The organism is Shewanella sp. SR43-4 (genome assembly GCF_014163845.1).
Classification (GTDB): domain Bacteria; phylum Pseudomonadota; class Gammaproteobacteria; order Enterobacterales; family Shewanellaceae; genus Shewanella; species Shewanella vesiculosa.
This window is the reverse complement of record NZ_JACJEB010000002.1, coordinates 222,393-238,364: the sequence shown is the minus strand read 5'-3', so window position 1 is coordinate 238,364 and position 15,972 is coordinate 222,393. Positions and strand designations below refer to the sequence as shown.

The window sequence follows — 15,972 nt, the reverse complement described above, 5'->3', positions numbered from 1 at the left end:
AGGTTAATTTCTTATCGGTGCAAGCGCAGAACGTAAACCATCGCCAACTAAGTTGACCGATAATACGGTAAACAAGATTGCGACACCCGGTATAGTAACCGTCCATGGGGCGAGTAACAAATTATCCAGCCCTTGTGCGACCATAGCCCCCCATTCTGGACTCGGTGCTTGAGCTCCAAGGTTTAAAAAACCCAATGCTGCGATATCTAATATTGCTGCTGATATGGCCATTGTGACCTGAATAATTACTACATCCCACACATTTGGCATAATGACATACCAAAAAATTTGCAATGAATTTGCACCATCTAATTTGGCGGCAGTAACATATTCTTTTTGTAGTTCTTCATGCACAGCGAGATGGATCGCGCGTACAAACTGCGGAACCATGGCAATTCCAACGCCCCAAAACACGTTATTAAGCCCAGGTCCCATTACGGCAACCACTAAAATAGCCATGAGCAACGAAGGGATAGACAGCAATGCATCAAATAAATGACTTAAAATACTCGATTTAATTCCGCGCATCATTCCTGAAAGCGAACCGATAATAAAGCCAATAAATAGCGACGCGGCAACAATAATTAATGACATGCCAAAGGTTAATTGTACGCCGTGTAAAATACGACTAAAAATATCACGTCCTAGATCGTCGGTGCCGAGAAAGTGTTCTACAGATCCGGCAGGATCCCAAGATGGCGGCAACAGCAGTACTTGCTGGTCCTGCATTTCGGGTGAATATGGCGCAAGCAGTGGCGCGAAAATGGTGAGTATTAATAAAAAAATCACTGCCCACAAACCTATTACGGCAAAAGGATTTGCCGAAAATGTTTGCCACATCCGCCACATAGGAGAGGCTATATGGTCTTCTTGGTATATCTTAATTCGAGGCATACAATTCCTTTCTGCTCATTGGATTGATTGCTGTATGCAGTAAATCAATTAAAATGCTTAAGAAAATAATTAATAATGAGACAGATAAAATACCCGCTTGAATCACAGTATAATCGCGTTGATAAATGCCCGATACTAGCCAACTGCCGACTCCTGGCCATGAAAATATCACTTCAACTACAATGCCATAACTGGCAAATGAGCCTAACATTAAGCCAATACTTTTTATTACCGGAATTAAAGCGTTGGGCAATACATGACGAAACAGAATTTTAGCCGTGTGTAAGCCTCGTGCTTCAGCGGCGCGAATATAGGTTTGATTCATCACATTTAAAATGGCTTGTCGAGTGATCCTCACGACCAAGGTAAAAGGCAATACTGCTAAGGTTACTGCCGGTAATATTAAGTGCAGCAATGCATCATGAAATGCAGGTATCCGATATGTCGACTCGGATAATAAGGTGTCTATCAACATAAACCCTGTGACGGGTTCTATTTCGTACAGTAAATTAATCTGTCCTGAAATAGGCAACCAGCCAAGATTGACCCCAAACCACATGGATAAGCTTAAGCCAAGCCAGAACACTGGGATAGAATAGCCGGTTAAAGTAACAGCTAAAATACTATTCTGCAGTGCTTTATTAGTGCTTAACGCGGCGAGTATGCCGATAGGAACACCAAAGAACACCGCAATAAAACCAGAAAATAACGATAATTCAAAAGAGGCTGGCAATACCGCTTCTAACTCTTCTAATACTTCTTGCTGTGAGTTACTAGAAATACCAAAGTTACCTGATAAGCGTTGGCGCAAGTAAGCGGTAAATTGCAGTAGTTGGTTATCTTGTAATTGGTAATCCTGTTCAATTTGCTGTTGTTGTTCAATCGTTGGATATTGGATGCCCGAAAGTGAATACGCTTTACTTACAGGAAACTGCCCCGATGCCATAAATAATACGGCTATCATTATCAATGATGTAGCCATAAACAGGGTTATGCGACTAAAAAGGTATCGCCACATTTATTCGCTTCCCTCTATTATTTGGGTTGTTTTAGCAAAAGATATACCGCCATAAGGCCTAATTTGCATGGTAGTGATATTGTTCTTTTTTAACACCACTTTTTTAGCATGAGCGAGCGTGACCATTGGAACTTGATCGCTAATAATGGCTTCCGCTGATTGATAAAACGCTTTACGTTCAGGTTGGGTCGACACGCTCTGAGCTTGAGTTAATAGATGTTCGAAGTCTTTTTGGCACCAGCGAGAGCGATTATTGTTTGATGCTAACGCCGCACAGCTCAGTAGCGGAGTGAAAAAATTATCAGGGTCACTATTATCGGCATTCCAACCAATGAGAACCGAATCATAATTGGAACTGGCTAGCTTCTGTGTGAACACACTCCAATCATAGCTAATGATATTCAGCTTTACCCCAACTCGGGCTAAATCTGCTTGGATGAGCTCAGCTGTCTTCAGTGCACTCGGGTTATAAATTCGCGCTACAGGCATGGCCCACACATTAATCGATAGATTAGACACGCCTGCTTGTTTAAGTAATTCTTTGGCTTTTTCAGGATTATATTCATTTGGCGATAAATTTTTACTGTAAGCCCAAGATGCTGGTGGTAACACCCCAGTCGCTTCTACTGCGGTATCATTGTACACAACGTCTAGAATGTTCTTTTTATCAATAGCATGTGCAAGGGCTCGTCTTACTCGCACATCATCCAACGGTGGTTTTTGAGTATTGAAGGCCCAAAATGCGACGTTTAGTCCAGGTTTGGCATCAACAATAATATCTTTATGTTGATCAAGCACGGCTAACTCGCCGGCTTTGGGTAGTGCTGACACACTGCAGTCACCGGTAATTAATTTGGCAATACGTGCGGTGCTTCTGGGAGTGATATCAAACACTAATTGATCGATCTCAACCGTGGGGCCCCAATAAACAGGATTCTTTTTATAACGAATATATTCGTTTTTCACATATTGGCTTAGCTGGAAAGGACCCGTGCCGACAGCATAATAATCAATATCTTCAGGGGTGCCCTGGACTAAAAGCTGGTAGCCATATTCAGCCGATAACACAACGGCAAAATCAGTAGCGAGATTAGATAAAAAAGATGCATCTTTACGCACTAAATGAAAGATAACTTGGTAGTCATTTACTTTTTCAATATTGTCGATTAACTCTGCAAATCCAATGCTTTGAAAAAATGGATAACCAGTTCTACTGACTAAATGGTAGGGGTGGAGCGGATCGATAATACGGTTAAATGAAAACAATACATCATCTGCATTAAAGTCTCTGCTGGGACTAAAATGGCGTGTTTTATGAAAACTCACATGTTCACGCAAGGTAAATTGATAACTTAAGCCATCGTCAGACACCTGCCATGATGTCGCCAAACCGGGTGTGATAACGGTTTTTTCTTGGCTGTAGTTAACTAAACGGCTGTAAATTTGGTGAGAAGTGGCATCAATAGTGGTTCCTGATGTCACAAGCTGAGGATTAAAGCTTTCTGGATTACCTTCGCTGCAATATACCAAGCCAGAAGGCAATTGAGCCTGTCCGCACGCAGTCAACATGATGCTGGCGAGGCATAAAGACATCAGCTGATACCAGCGTTTTACAATAACAGGCATAGTGTGATCATATTTTTTCGATTTTGAATGTACATTTTAACAGTGTTCATTGCATTGGGGCAATGCGCATGTCCCACCTAGAATCAGCTCTTGTCGAGTAAGTTGTACTTTTTCAAAATTCCGCGCAGTTGATGATAGCTTAAACCTAGTAAATCTGCGGTTTTTTTCTGATTATACTGGCCTTCAGCTAACGCACGTTGTAATAATTCTATTTCGCTTTTTTCGGTATATTCTTTAAAATCTATTGGAAATTCGATGCTATTGAGCAACACTGATGCATCTGTTTCAGTACTTGGCGCTTGCTGTTCTGTGATGATGTCTGCAACATGTTCAACTGGCGCCGATTGACGCTCGCGGGTTTTGATTCGATTAACCGGACGATAGGGCGATGCAAACGGGTCTAATATAATATGATCAATTTCTTGGCCATCAGCCCCTTCACGATACACACTTCGCTCAACAACGTTTTTCAATTCGCGAATATTTCCAGGCCAGCGGTGCATCATTAATTGTTCTATCGCGAGTGGACTGAATCCACCAAAATACTCTAGTGATAGTTGTCTTGCCATACTAATCGCAAAATGTTCTGCCAACGGCATAATGTCTTCGGTTCTATGCCTTAATGGGGGCAAGGTAATCACATCAAAGGCTAAACGATCGAGTAAATCTGCTCTAAACTCACCATTGTCAGCCAAGGTGGGTAAATCTTCATTGGCGGCACAAATAAGCCGAACATCAGATTGAACCGTTTTACTGCCACCGACGCGTTCAAATTCACCATATTCGATAACACGTAATAATTTTTCTTGGATTAATCCAGATGTGTTGGCTAACTCATCTAAAAACAGTGTGCCACCGTCAGCTCGCTCAAAACGGCCTTCATGTCGTCCTTTTGCACCAGTAAATGCACCAGACTCATGGCCAAACAGCTCACTTTCTAGTAAATTTTCACTCAGTGAAGAACAGTTCAATTTGATAAAGTTTTGATCCCAACGAGGCGATAAATAGTGTAATCGTTCAGCAATCAATTCTTTGCCAGTACCGCGCTCACCAATGATGAGTATAGGCTTTGATAATGGCGCAACTTTAGACACATGTTCTAATACTTCAAGCAAAGCATTAGATTGGCCGATGAGATTATCTTGCTGGAATTGTTTGCTCACAGTTAGCTTACTCGCAAAATTGTTGGTGAATTCGACTAATAATTAGTGAAAATCATGATAAATGGCTTAAGTGATAAATGAAAGAAAAAGTTAATTTTTTGTTTAAACGCTTGATATTATTGTATTTGGAAATGTTGGCACGTAATGTGTAATACCTATTGCGACATCCATGTTAACTTTGAGGAACACATTATGGGAATTTTCTCTCGCTTCGCCGATATCGTTAATTCAAATATTAGCGCAATACTTGATAAAGCAGAAGATCCAGAAAAAATGGTCCGTCTTATCATTCAAGAAATGGAAGACACACTTGTTGAAGTTCGTTCAACCTCTGCAAAAGTATTAGCTGAGAAAAAAGAATTACTTCGCCGAATTGCTCGCGTTCAAGAGCAGGTCCAAGATTGGCAAAATAAAGCTGAGTTAGCACTATCCAAAGATCGTGAAGACTTAGCAAAAGCTGCCTTAGGTGAGAAACAAAAAACGGTTGGTTTATTAACCAGTCTTGAAAACGAGCTGCAAGTTGTTGAAGAACATGTTGCCCGTTTAAAAGACGAAATAGCCCAACTTCAAGAAAAACTGAACGATGCTCGAGCTCGTCAAAAAACCATCATAATGCGTAAGCAAACTGCTACTTCACGTCTTGAAGTAAAGAAGCAGCTTGATTCAAGCAAAATTGATGATGCCATGATGAAGTTTGAACAATACGAGCGTCGAGTTGAAGGACTTGAAGCACAAGTAGAATCATATGATTTAGGTAAAAAGAACGTCCTTGCTGATGAGTTTGCAGCATTAGAGGCAGAAGATTCTGTCAATGATGAATTAGCAGCATTGAAAGCAAAAATGAGTGCAAAAGCACAACCTAAATCGAAAGCGTAAATTTATTCAGAGGTGAGTTATGGATATGGATCTTCTTATTGCACCAATTATCATCTTTATGGTGGTTGTGGCACCTATCTGGTTGGTTCTTCATTATCGCAGTAAGCGACAAGTGAGCCAGGGGCTCACCGAGGAAGAATTCAATCAGCTTAATGGTCTAATCGCTAAAGCAGAAAAAATGAGCGGTCGCATCGAAACATTAGAAGCGATTTTAGATACTGAATCACCAGAATGGAGAGCAAAACATGAGCTCAGCTAATGGTCGTACCCTATACCGCAACCCAAAAAGTGGTAAAGTGGCTGGGGTGTGTTCAGGTCTTGCTGATTACTTTAACTTTGAGACATGGCTAGTAAGAGTGATTGCTGTGTCGATATTGTTACTGGGTGGGACAGGGGTCGTGTTGGTTATTTATATCGCATTATGGATGATATTAGATATTAAACCACAAGACCTAGAACACAAGGAACAGTACAAAGATATTGAAATTAAAAAGAAAGTTTGGCAAGCAGGTGAGCCTGCAAAGCAAGCATTGTTTGATGTTAATCGTCAATTTAATGGATTAGAAGTCCGATTAAGACGACTCGAGGAACATGTCACATCAGACAATTTCGATCTTAAACGCCAAATCAATAGTCTTTAATTCTTCTAATGGGCGGTTATCCGCCCTTGTTCTTTAGGGGGGCCATCAGCCATCATGAGATTTTTAGACCGTTCTTTGTTTCGTGTCACTCAAACCGCGCAATCTTTGGTTCATCGCAGTACAGATCGTCATGTCAGATTAGCCGTTACTGGGTTATCAGGAGCAGGAAAAACAGCTTTTATCAGTGGTTTAGTCAATCAGTTATTGCATGCCGGTAAAAGTGCTAAGCACAATCCGCTACCCTTGTGGCAAGTCGCACGTGAAGGTCGGTTAATTGCCGTTAATCGGGCTATGCAACCTGATTTAGACATTGCCAGTTTTGATTATCAAGGCGCAATGAATGCATTAAGCTCATCACCTCCTTATTGGCCTGCTTCGACCAAAAATATTACTGAATTACGTTTAGCGATTAAGTACCAGCCACAACAAGGTTTGTTAGCTAAATTTACCCATACCGCAACCTTGTATGTTGATATTGTTGATTATCCCGGTGAGTGGTTACTTGATTTACCTATGCTTAAACAAGATTTCAGCCAATGGTGCTTATCACAACAAATTAATGTGTCATGTTTACGCCACTCACCTTTATTCAGTGCATTTAATCAGGCTGTAGAACAGTTAGACTTAAGTCAATTAGCTGACGAGCAGCAACTTAAACACATTGCCGATTTGTATCAAATCTTATTGGTTGATTTGGTACGACAACAGGGCTTTTACCACGCGCAGCCTGGGCGCATGTTATTACCAGGAGAGTATGAAAATACTCCATTATTGACATACTTTCCCTTGCTTAGTTTAAGTCCTATTGAGCACACAGAATTATCAGCAAGCTCAAGTGACTCAAACTACCACGTTCTTAAACGCCGTTATGATCAGTACTTATCACAAGTGGTTAAGCCTTTTTACCGCGACTACTTTTCTCGATTTGATCGTCAACTAGTATTGGTTGACTGTTTAAACGCACTTAATCATGGTCAGGCACAATTTAATGACATGGGGCGTGCGTTAAACAGCATTATGGAAAGTTTTCAGTTTGGCCAATCGAGCTTAATTAAACGTTTATTTTCACCACGGATAGACAAAGTGTTATTTGCTGCCAGCCAAGTAGACCGAGTGACCCGTGATCAGCAAAGTCATGTGCTTAGTTTGTTAACCGCCATGCTGCAACAAAGCCAGCATTATGCCAACTTTGAAGGCAGTGAGGTTGAAACCATGGCGATAAGTGCGATTAAAGCCACTCAACACGGGATGGTTAATATAGCCGGGGGTCAACAAGAAGTGGTAAAAGGAACTGGGCTTGATGGTAAGCAAGTCACTGTATACCCAGGAGATGTACCTACATCATTACCCGATGCTCAGTTTTGGCAACAACAAGGCTTTAGCTTTAGTGCTTTTCTACCGCCCAACTTGAGCCATATGCATGATAATAATCCGCAATTCGAACACATTCGTCTCGACCACCTGTTGGAGTTTCTATTAGGCGATAAATTATCTTAATAGTTTTTATTTTGAGAATAAATGTGAGCATTAGTTATGAATGAACCTACACGCAATTCGCCGATAAAGAAATCGCAATTATTTACCGAGTCAGACCTTATTGTGGCAGATGAAACTCATTCTGCTGAACAAACTATTAAGCCAACTAAATCGTTTGAAGAAGTTGATTTTATTTGTGAGCAATCACTAACAGAATTACCAGCATCAATGGAAGAAAGCATTCAACCTCCAAAATCAAAGCGTTGGTCGCTACTGGCCAAACTGTCAGTATTTGCTTTGGTGCTATTGGTGGTAGTGCAAACCGTGATGGGCTTAATTGATTCTTTGCAGCAAAGTCCATGGCTATTTGGTTTTTATGCCACAGTGCTGGCTATTGTGAGTTTGTGGGCATGTGTGATTACCCTCAAAGAATGGCGCAAATTAGTTAATCTTAAAAAGGTCAGCGATCATCAAGCTAAAGCTGAACGATTGTCACTAAGTATGCAAATGGGCGAGGCCAAATCATTTTTGGCACCAATATTGGCAAAATATCCTAATAACCAGGCTAAACAACAATATTTACAAGCCTGTAGCCATGAACATAATGATGCTGAGATTGTATTATTATTTGAAGATATTGTGTTGTCCGAACGTGATTTACTGGCCAAAAAACGTGTTAACCGCTTTGCTGCTGAATCGGCATTACTATTGGCCGCAAGTCCATTAGCTGCTTTGGATATGGCTATTATTTTGTGGCGAAATCAAAAAATGATTAATGAAGTTGCTGCAATTTATGCGGTGGAATTGGGGTACTGGAGCCGTATAAAACTGATCCGTAGCATTGTGACTAATATTATTTATGCTGGCAGTACCGAGGTGATTACCGATTTAGGAACCCAATTATTATCAGTAGAAATGACTGGTAAGTTATCTGCCCGAATTGCACAAGGGCTTGGTGGTGGTTTACTTACCGCACGGCTAGGTTATCAAGCGATGACCTTGTGTCGTCCCATTGCCTTTAATAAACACAATAAGCCTAAATTATCACATGTACATCAGCATTTACTGGGTGAATTAAAGCAGTTTACGTCGTCAATGATGTCTAAAAGTAAATCGAAACAAACTCAAAAAGTCGACAAGAGTGAATAAAAAAATATGTATTTTTTTTGAACAATTCGATTTTATTGACTACATTTAGCCTCCGATCCGCAAACGGTAAAGCGTTGCGGATCTTTCGAGCTTGGTAATGGAGAAGGACAACATACCAGCAAATCAAGGAAAGAAAGGAGAATCGAATGAAATCATTGACTTTAACAGCAGTGTTTTTAGGGGCCTGCTGTTTGCTCAGTAGCCATACCTATGCAGCAGAAACGGCTAAGACGATGGCCGAACCCACAAAAAAAGTGACTAAAACGGTTGAGACAACATCAACCAAAATGCAAAAGATCAATATTAATAAAGCCAGCGCAGAAGAATTACAAGCGCTTAAAGGTATTGGGCAAGCCAAAGCACAAGCGATTGTGGATTATCGAACCAAAAACGGTAAATTCACAGATGTGCAACAGCTCACTTTGGTTACTGGTATTGGTGATAAGTTAGTTAGCCAGAATGCCGAGAATATGAGCTTCTAGGCTAGATGCTCATTCACACTAAAAACGGAAGCAATGGCTTCCGTTTTTTTATGCAAAGCTAAAGTCATCTCAGTAAAAACTAAAATCTAGCCTTATGTCAGCTGATTATTGAGCGTTGAATGCTTGGCCATTTGTACCAATAGATTCATTACCCATCAAAAATAAATACGTAGGCATGATTTCTTGTGCTGTTTTCAATGTCTGTGGATCTTCACCAGGATAAGCTTTTGCGCGCATTTCAGTGCGAGTCGCACCTGGGTTAATACTATTGGCTCTTACGGAAGTGTTATCACATTCATCGGCTAAAACTTGCATCATGCCTTCGGTAGCAAATTTAGAAAAAGCATAAGGTCCCCAATAAGCACGCCCTTTACGACCCACACTGCTTGAGGTAAAGATAATTGAGGCATGTTCACTTTTGCGCATAATCGGCAATAACGATTTGGTCATGATGGCTTGAGCGGTGACATTCACTTTTAAAATGGTTTCAAGAGAGGTTAAATCAATATGCTCAAATGGCCCTAATGCCCCCAATTGTGACGCATTATGCAATAAGCCATCTAAACAACCAAACTGTTCAGCAATGGTGTCTGCCATATCAATATAATTCTGTTCAGTCGCACCTTTCATATCTAAGGGCACAATAGCTGGTTTGGGATATCCAGCATTCACTATTTCATCGTATACATTTTCAAGTTTTTTGACCGTTTTACCCAGTAAGATAACGGTTGCGCCGTGTTTCGCGAACTCGATTGATGCTGCACGGCCAATACCGTCTCCAGCACCAGTAACCAAGATTGTTTTGTTATTCAGTAAATCTTTTGTCGCTTGATATTCCAACATGATTAATTATTTCCTCTACGCGCAATCGCCCGTCAAATCTAGTACCGGATAAAAAATAAACGACCGTTTGAAACAAATGATTGATAATTGTGTATGAATAGGTCATTTGCATGTAACAAACTTGTAGCTAACTCAATAATTTTACGTTAACTTGAGAATAGTTGAGGACTAACATAAGTCCTTATTTGGTCGCATGATAGGACTATTGTGACCAATTCTTGGGGAAAACAAAATTATTAAAACAAGATTTGGGGAAAAAAAGATGAAAAGACTCATTTTGGGTGTTGCAATTGCATCTGCTCTTGGCTTAACGGCATGTGGTGGTGATACTTTTAACGAAGCAAAAGATAATGTTGAACCTTTGGTGCCTTTATCACACGTTCAATTCGATCCTGCTAATGGCAAGCTACCTTTACCGAACGATTTATTGTTTAGTGGCACCACGGATGGCACGTTGACAATTCCGGGTGAAACCGGTGTCGATTATACCAATCCTCAAACTGCACTGGGTGCATTAGATGGATGGTCAACTAGCTCACCAATATCAATAACAATGGAGTTAGCAAAAGACCTTCAAGGTAATGCATTAACGATTGATGCTGACTCAGTATTCCAGCCAGGCGCGGTGCGCGTTTTTGAAGCCACAGTGGGCGGTTCATTATCTACCGATCCTGAGTGTACTTCACAGGCCTCAGTTTCAGCTTGTAAAGTGGGTGAAGAATTAACATTTGGTGTTGATTTTGTGACTAAAGCCTCAGGTAACAACGTTGTTATCGTGCCACTTAAGCCGCTTAAGCCGATCCAATCTTATTTATATGTTGCAACTGATTTAATCCACGACTCATTGGGTCGAAGTATTGCTGCATCGACGACGTATAACTTATTAAAATTAGATATTGAAACTAAGCCGCTAGAAACTGCAGCGCAGTTACAATTACAAGGTTTAGTTAATAGCTACGAAAAAGGGGCTGCAGCAGCCCATGGTGTTGATCCAGACAATATTATTTACTCTGGCTTATTTACCACTCAGTCAGTTGCTAACGTATATGAAACCACTAAGTTATTAATGGCATCTAATCCTGCCTATACACCTTCATTTGTCCAAGCGCCAACACCAGCAGGTTACACGGTTGCTCAGGCTGTTGGTTTAACGGAAGCGAGTGGTTTAGCTTACACGCTAGCCAATATTGCCGACGTGTATACGGCAAAAATTAAAGTGCCATTCTATGGTGACTGTTCTTCTGCCAGCTGTGTGATTCCTGTTGTTGATGGTAAGCCAACTGCACCAAACGGTCGCTGGTTTGCTCAAGGTGATAGTCCAGTTTCAGTATTGTTGTCACTTCAGGCGGGAACATTAAGCCAAGCTAATTTCTTCGCTCAAGCGTCTGAGCAAGGTGTTGACCCACAAGCTGCGTTAGCTAATCCTGCATTACTTGCTGGTAAGCAATGGATGCTTGACGACGGCACATCAGCTGATAAAACTAAGCACCTAACTCGTCTTAATCCAATCCCTGCTATCAAAGGTTATGAAACGATTCCAGTGCAAATTACCATACCCAACGCGGCTAAATTAGCAGCGTTTCAAGGTGATGCGTTTGTTGCACCAACCAATGGCTGGCCTGTGACAATTGCTATGCATGGTTTAGGCGGTGGTAAAGAAATGGCGCTAGCTTATGCAGGAACTTATGCAGCTGCTGGTGTAGCGACTATTTCAATCGATATGCCTTTGCATGGTGCTCGCTCGTTTGATTTAGATAAAGATGGTATCTATGAGATTTCAGCAACAGCACCTGCGTTTGGTAATGTTATTGGTACTCCTGATGCTTTCGAAAATGGTAACCCGCTAGTGTTTGTTAACATTGCCAGTACATTAACTGTGCGTGATAACTTCCGTCAGGCAACCTTAGACCATTTAGCATTACGCTTATTATTGAGCGGAATGGCGCAGCAATTAGCGGCGGCAAATCAACCACAAGTGTTTGATGTGTCTAAAATCAGTGCGCAAGGCTTAAGCTTAGGTGGCATTGTAGGAACAACATTTGCTACTTATGCTAGCACAGGTTTAGTTAACCCAATGACCGGCGATACTTTACCTAACGCTTATGCGATTAACGCAGCATCGTTAGTGGCTCCTGCGGGTGGTTTGGCTGGTGCATTTGCCGGCTCTGCTGCTTTTGGTCCACAATTATTTGATAATGTCACAGCTTCAAGCACGTTCGCTGCTTTATTAGCTACGGCAAATACTGCCGGTTACGAAGAAGGCACTCCTGAATATGCTGCGTTAGTACAAGCGGTGTACGCTGGATTTCTTCCATCGTTTGCATTAGCGGTACAAACTGCGATGGACTCTGCAGATCCTGTAAACCATGGTGCAATGTTAGCGGCAACAGGTTTACCTGTTCACTTAATTGAAGTTGCTGGCGATGCGACAAACTTACCAGACCAGACATTGCCTAACAGTGTTGAAGGCTTCCCATTATCGGGTACTGAGCCTTTAATTAGTGCAATTGGTTTAGGTTGTGTTGATTCAACTATGCCAGGCTCAGGTGCGGTTCGTTTCTCTAAAGGTCATCACAGTTCTATTGTGAGCCCAGGTGAAGTGGACGGTGTCACTGACGGTATGGCTGCTGCAGCAACGGCTGAAATGCAATCTCAAGTAGCTGGATTTGCTAAGTCGGCAGGTGCTGGACAAGCAACGATAGTCGTGTCAAATAGCGATGTTATTAAGAGTTGTAACTAATACTTACTAATTAGTGTTCGTTTTTAATTAAAACCCAGCAATTTGCTGGGTTTTTTATTCTCTATTTATTGGTGATTACTGTTAAAATGTCGCCAGAATGTTTTCCTTGTATGGAGCGAGATTTGGAATTTTTATATGAATACGGCTTATTTTTAGCGAAAGCTGTGACAATAGTGCTAGCGATAGCTGCCGTGGTGATCTTGGTGCTCGCTAGCAGCATGAAGCATAAAGCTGATAAAGGTGAATTACGCCTGACCGATATTTCAGACGAGCTAATTCAACTTAAACATGAGTTGAAAGAAGAACTACTGACTAAAAAGCAATTTAAGGCTTACGAAAAGCAAGTAAAAGCAGATGAGAAAGCCGCTGAGAAACAAGATTTAACCAAAGGGAAAGTATTTGTAATTGATTTTAAAGGCAGTATTGATGCCAGTGAGGTTGCCTCATTACGTGAAGAGGTGACGGCTATTCTAACGATTGCCGATAAAGATGATCAAGTGCTGGTTAATGTTGAAAGTGGTGGCGGTATGGTTCATGGCTATGGCCTAGCATCAAGTCAGTTAGACCGTTTACGCCAAGCCAATATCCCCTTGTCGATTTGTATTGATAAAGTGGCAGCAAGCGGTGGCTATATGATGGCGTGTGTGGCTAACAAAGTCTATGCCGCACCATTTGCTATTGTTGGGTCGATAGGGGTTGTAGCGCAGGTGCCTAACTTCAATCGTTTACTTAAAAAGCATGATATTGACTATGAGCAACACACTGCTGGTGACTTTAAGCGAACGTTAACGGTATTTGGTGAGAATACTGATGAAGGTCGTGCTAAATTCCAACAAGAGTTAGAAGAGACACACGTGCTATTTAAGGCGTTCGTTGGTCGTTATCGTCCAAGTATGGACATAGCCAAAGTTGCCACTGGCGAGCATTGGTATGGTCAACAAGCGATCGATTTAGGCTTGATTGATGAAGTGTCTACCAGTGATGATGTGATTCTGAACTTTGTAAAAACTCATCAAGTCATCAAAATTAGATATCAAATGAAGAAAAAACTGGCTGATAAAATTGCCCATGGTGCCTCGTTATCAGTTAATGCTGTAATGAATAAACTGATTGAGCGCAATCAATCGGTTTAATCTGATTATGGTAAGTAAAACGTTTTATCATAAAAAAACGACAGCCTTTGCTGTCGTTTTTTATATTAAGCATCAAACTGAATGATTCAGATTATTGTGCTTTATAACTAATATGCTGGTGGAAGCGTAAGATGACATCAACGTGTTCTTTGTCGATATCAAATTCTTGCGTAAATATTCGTAACGCATCTTCAACTTGGTTCATAAAGCGACCATAGCCTTCATCTGTTTCATCACTCTTGCCAGCGACAATAACAAAACGAAATACATCGACTAGTTTATTGCTGTCCCAGTGACCGATAGGTGCTGGTGATTGGACATTTGGGTCAAAACCAATCATTTGGAATTCATCAGTGCTAGTAAGTTGCTCATATTTACTATTACGTACCAATGGCAACTTACCATTAGCAACCATAGCGACACGGCTTAATTGTTTACTTTGCGTAGCTTGGACAAACTTGTCATAAACATTTTGATAAATACTGCCAAAGTCGACATTATCATTAGCCAGTAATTGTTTTTTAATCCTGCGATCAACTGGGATATTGATGGTAACGTAGTTTAGCGTACTGACGTTTTCAGGCAGTTCACAGTGACGACGTTGGTAGCGACTATCAACCGCTCGTAATTTATACCCATAAGTTTCTTTTAAGCCTTTGGCTTTGGCAAAAAAGTCATAAGAAATATGTTGATGGTCACGAATTTTAATCGGCACATTCTTAACGGGCAATAATGGCGCAAGTTCAGAAATAAAATGCTGAACTTTACTGTGGAAACTCGCTGAATTACTGCGTAGATCATCACCTGTGGCTAGGAACACAATACGTAATTTGCGTGCTCGAAACCCAGGCGTGCTGTGGATTCGGTTAGCTTCATGGTGGGCTGGATTATAAAAGAAACGTAATTGTTCGTTTGAACTTAAGCAGTAAGCTTCGCTATGGAAACGAACCATAGGCAGTTTGTCAGTGGTGACAACGTGGACGTTATATAATTCTTGTTTTTCGGCGAGTTGATAGACAAGTTTACTAAACTCATCATAACAAGTTTCTAAGTCAGCATACGTATTAAGGTATTCATCGGTTAATGGAAAACCAATGGTAATGTATTGATTTTTACGTGTTGCTGTTGGCAAGTATACTTTTTTTTGACGACTGACGGACATATTATTTCCTTATTGCCTTTGTTGTTGTCTAAAGTTTATCGTTATTTATTGATTGTGATTTAATCTGCTTGCTGTGTCCATTTTAAACACAGATGCTTAAATTAAAATGACTTTTGATCACTATATTAATTTTTTTTTAACATATTAAGCAAAACTCATTTAATTTTAAGTGTTTACTCGGATAATACTTGGGTGATCCAAGGTAACATCCATTGCGTAATAGTAGCTTGCGCCTGCTCATTTGGATGAATGCCATCACGCTGCATTAGAGATTTGTCTGGCGCAATATCTTGCATGAAAAAGGGTATTAGCTTAATGCTATATTCATCGGCCAATTGGTGGTAAATCTGAGTAAAAGATTTGGCGTACCTAGGGCCGTAGTTAGGTGGTACCATTATCTCGGTTAATAAAACATTGGCGCCATGTTGCTGTGATAAGGTAATGATTTGTGTAAGATTTGATTTCAGTTTGCTGGGCGGAAAACCCCGCAATCCATCGTTACCGCCTAGCTCAATGACAACTAAGTCAGGTTGGCTTGAGGTCAGTAAACCCGGGAGTCTTCGTAATCCTCCCGCCGTGGTCTCACCACTAACAGAGCCATTTATAATTTGATGCTGTGGCAGTTCGTTGCGGAGTAATTGCACCCATCCTTGCTCTTCTGACATGCCATAGCCTGCACTTAAGCTATCACCCAATATCAAAATCGTGGCAGCATAGGTTGGTACACTCATTACTATCAGTAAAAACACACTACTAAGCACGCGTTTAA

Annotated in this window: 15 protein-coding genes; 8 read left to right on the top strand and 7 right to left on the bottom strand. The window is 41.0% G+C overall.

Annotation, left to right across the window (positions count from 1 at the left end):
* Positions 1 to 3 precede the first annotated feature (3 nt).
* The 4 genes from H5123_RS03310 to pspF all read right to left on the bottom strand — a co-directional run bounded on the left by H5123_RS03310 (position 4) and on the right by pspF (position 4,701).
* Entirely contained in the window at positions 4 to 894 is an 891-nt protein-coding gene (locus H5123_RS03310; RefSeq protein WP_124016415.1) for an ABC transporter permease subunit, read from the bottom strand.
* The gene (locus H5123_RS03305; RefSeq protein WP_124016416.1) at positions 881 to 1,912 is read right to left on the bottom strand and encodes an ABC transporter permease subunit; all 1,032 of its coding nucleotides are present in this window, start codon (positions 1,910 to 1,912) and stop codon (positions 881 to 883) included. The genes H5123_RS03310 and H5123_RS03305 overlap by 14 nt, the downstream gene beginning before the upstream one ends.
* Entirely contained in the window at positions 1,913 to 3,538 is a 1,626-nt protein-coding gene (locus tag H5123_RS03300) for an ABC transporter substrate-binding protein (protein WP_182697025.1), read from the bottom strand. It lies immediately after the preceding gene.
* A gap of 83 nt (positions 3,539 to 3,621) precedes the next feature.
* Positions 3,622 to 4,701: a phage shock protein operon transcriptional activator gene (gene pspF / locus H5123_RS03295; RefSeq protein ID WP_124016418.1), complete on the bottom strand. Its 1,080-nt coding sequence runs from the start codon at positions 4,699 to 4,701 to the stop codon at positions 3,622 to 3,624.
* 192 nt (positions 4,702 to 4,893) lie between these two features.
* Between pspF and pspA the strand changes: the two genes are divergently transcribed.
* The 6 genes from pspA (at position 4,894) to H5123_RS03265 (ending at position 9,325) form a co-directional block, all read left to right on the top strand.
* Positions 4,894 to 5,577, top strand: a complete 684-nt coding sequence (gene pspA, locus H5123_RS03290) for a phage shock protein PspA (RefSeq protein WP_124016419.1) — start codon at positions 4,894 to 4,896, stop codon at positions 5,575 to 5,577.
* 19 nt (positions 5,578 to 5,596) lie between these two features.
* Positions 5,597 to 5,836, top strand: a complete 240-nt coding sequence (pspB, locus tag H5123_RS03285; protein ID WP_124016420.1) for an envelope stress response membrane protein PspB — start codon at positions 5,597 to 5,599, stop codon at positions 5,834 to 5,836.
* Positions 5,823 to 6,218 carry an envelope stress response membrane protein PspC gene (pspC, locus tag H5123_RS03280; protein WP_124016421.1) on the top strand — a complete coding sequence of 132 codons (396 nt, stop codon included), beginning with the start codon at positions 5,823 to 5,825 and terminating at the stop codon, positions 6,216 to 6,218. Before pspB ends, pspC begins: the two co-directional genes overlap by 14 nt.
* A 54-nt stretch (positions 6,219 to 6,272) precedes the next feature.
* Complete coding sequence (locus H5123_RS03275; protein WP_182697024.1) at positions 6,273 to 7,715, top strand: YcjX family protein; 1,443 nt, start codon at positions 6,273 to 6,275, stop codon at positions 7,713 to 7,715.
* A 36-nt stretch (positions 7,716 to 7,751) separates the two neighbouring features.
* On the top strand, positions 7,752 to 8,843 hold the full coding sequence (locus H5123_RS03270) for a TIGR01620 family protein (protein WP_182697023.1): 1,092 nt from the start codon (positions 7,752 to 7,754) through the stop codon (positions 8,841 to 8,843).
* A gap of 146 nt (positions 8,844 to 8,989) precedes the next feature.
* Positions 8,990 to 9,325: a ComEA family DNA-binding protein gene (locus H5123_RS03265; RefSeq protein ID WP_182697022.1), complete on the top strand. Its 336-nt coding sequence runs from the start codon at positions 8,990 to 8,992 to the stop codon at positions 9,323 to 9,325.
* 105 nt (positions 9,326 to 9,430) lie between these two features.
* Here H5123_RS03265 and H5123_RS03260 read toward each other — a convergent pair whose 3' ends face one another.
* On the bottom strand, positions 9,431 to 10,168 hold the full coding sequence (locus H5123_RS03260) for a YciK family oxidoreductase (RefSeq protein ID WP_124016425.1): 738 nt from the start codon (positions 10,166 to 10,168) through the stop codon (positions 9,431 to 9,433).
* A gap of 262 nt (positions 10,169 to 10,430) precedes the next feature.
* On the opposite strand from H5123_RS03260, the gene H5123_RS03255 reads away from it, so the two are divergent.
* Both H5123_RS03255 and sohB read left to right on the top strand, forming a co-directional pair.
* Positions 10,431 to 12,908 carry a VolA/Pla-1 family phospholipase gene (locus H5123_RS03255; protein WP_182697021.1) on the top strand — a complete coding sequence of 826 codons (2,478 nt, stop codon included), beginning with the start codon at positions 10,431 to 10,433 and terminating at the stop codon, positions 12,906 to 12,908.
* 122 nt (positions 12,909 to 13,030) lie between these two features.
* Complete coding sequence (gene sohB / locus H5123_RS03250; protein ID WP_182697020.1) at positions 13,031 to 14,041, top strand: protease SohB; 1,011 nt, start codon at positions 13,031 to 13,033, stop codon at positions 14,039 to 14,041.
* Between the two features lie 91 nt (positions 14,042 to 14,132).
* Here the strand turns inward: sohB and H5123_RS03245 are convergent, their stop codons facing one another.
* Both H5123_RS03245 and H5123_RS03240 read right to left on the bottom strand, forming a co-directional pair.
* Positions 14,133 to 15,203, bottom strand: coding sequence for a DUF3083 family protein (locus tag H5123_RS03245; protein WP_182697019.1), 1,071 nt, complete (start codon positions 15,201 to 15,203; stop codon positions 14,133 to 14,135).
* Positions 15,204 to 15,376: 173 nt separating this feature from the next.
* Complete coding sequence (locus H5123_RS03240) at positions 15,377 to 15,934, bottom strand: arylesterase (RefSeq protein ID WP_165870089.1); 558 nt, start codon at positions 15,932 to 15,934, stop codon at positions 15,377 to 15,379.
* Positions 15,935 to 15,972 lie beyond the last annotated feature (38 nt).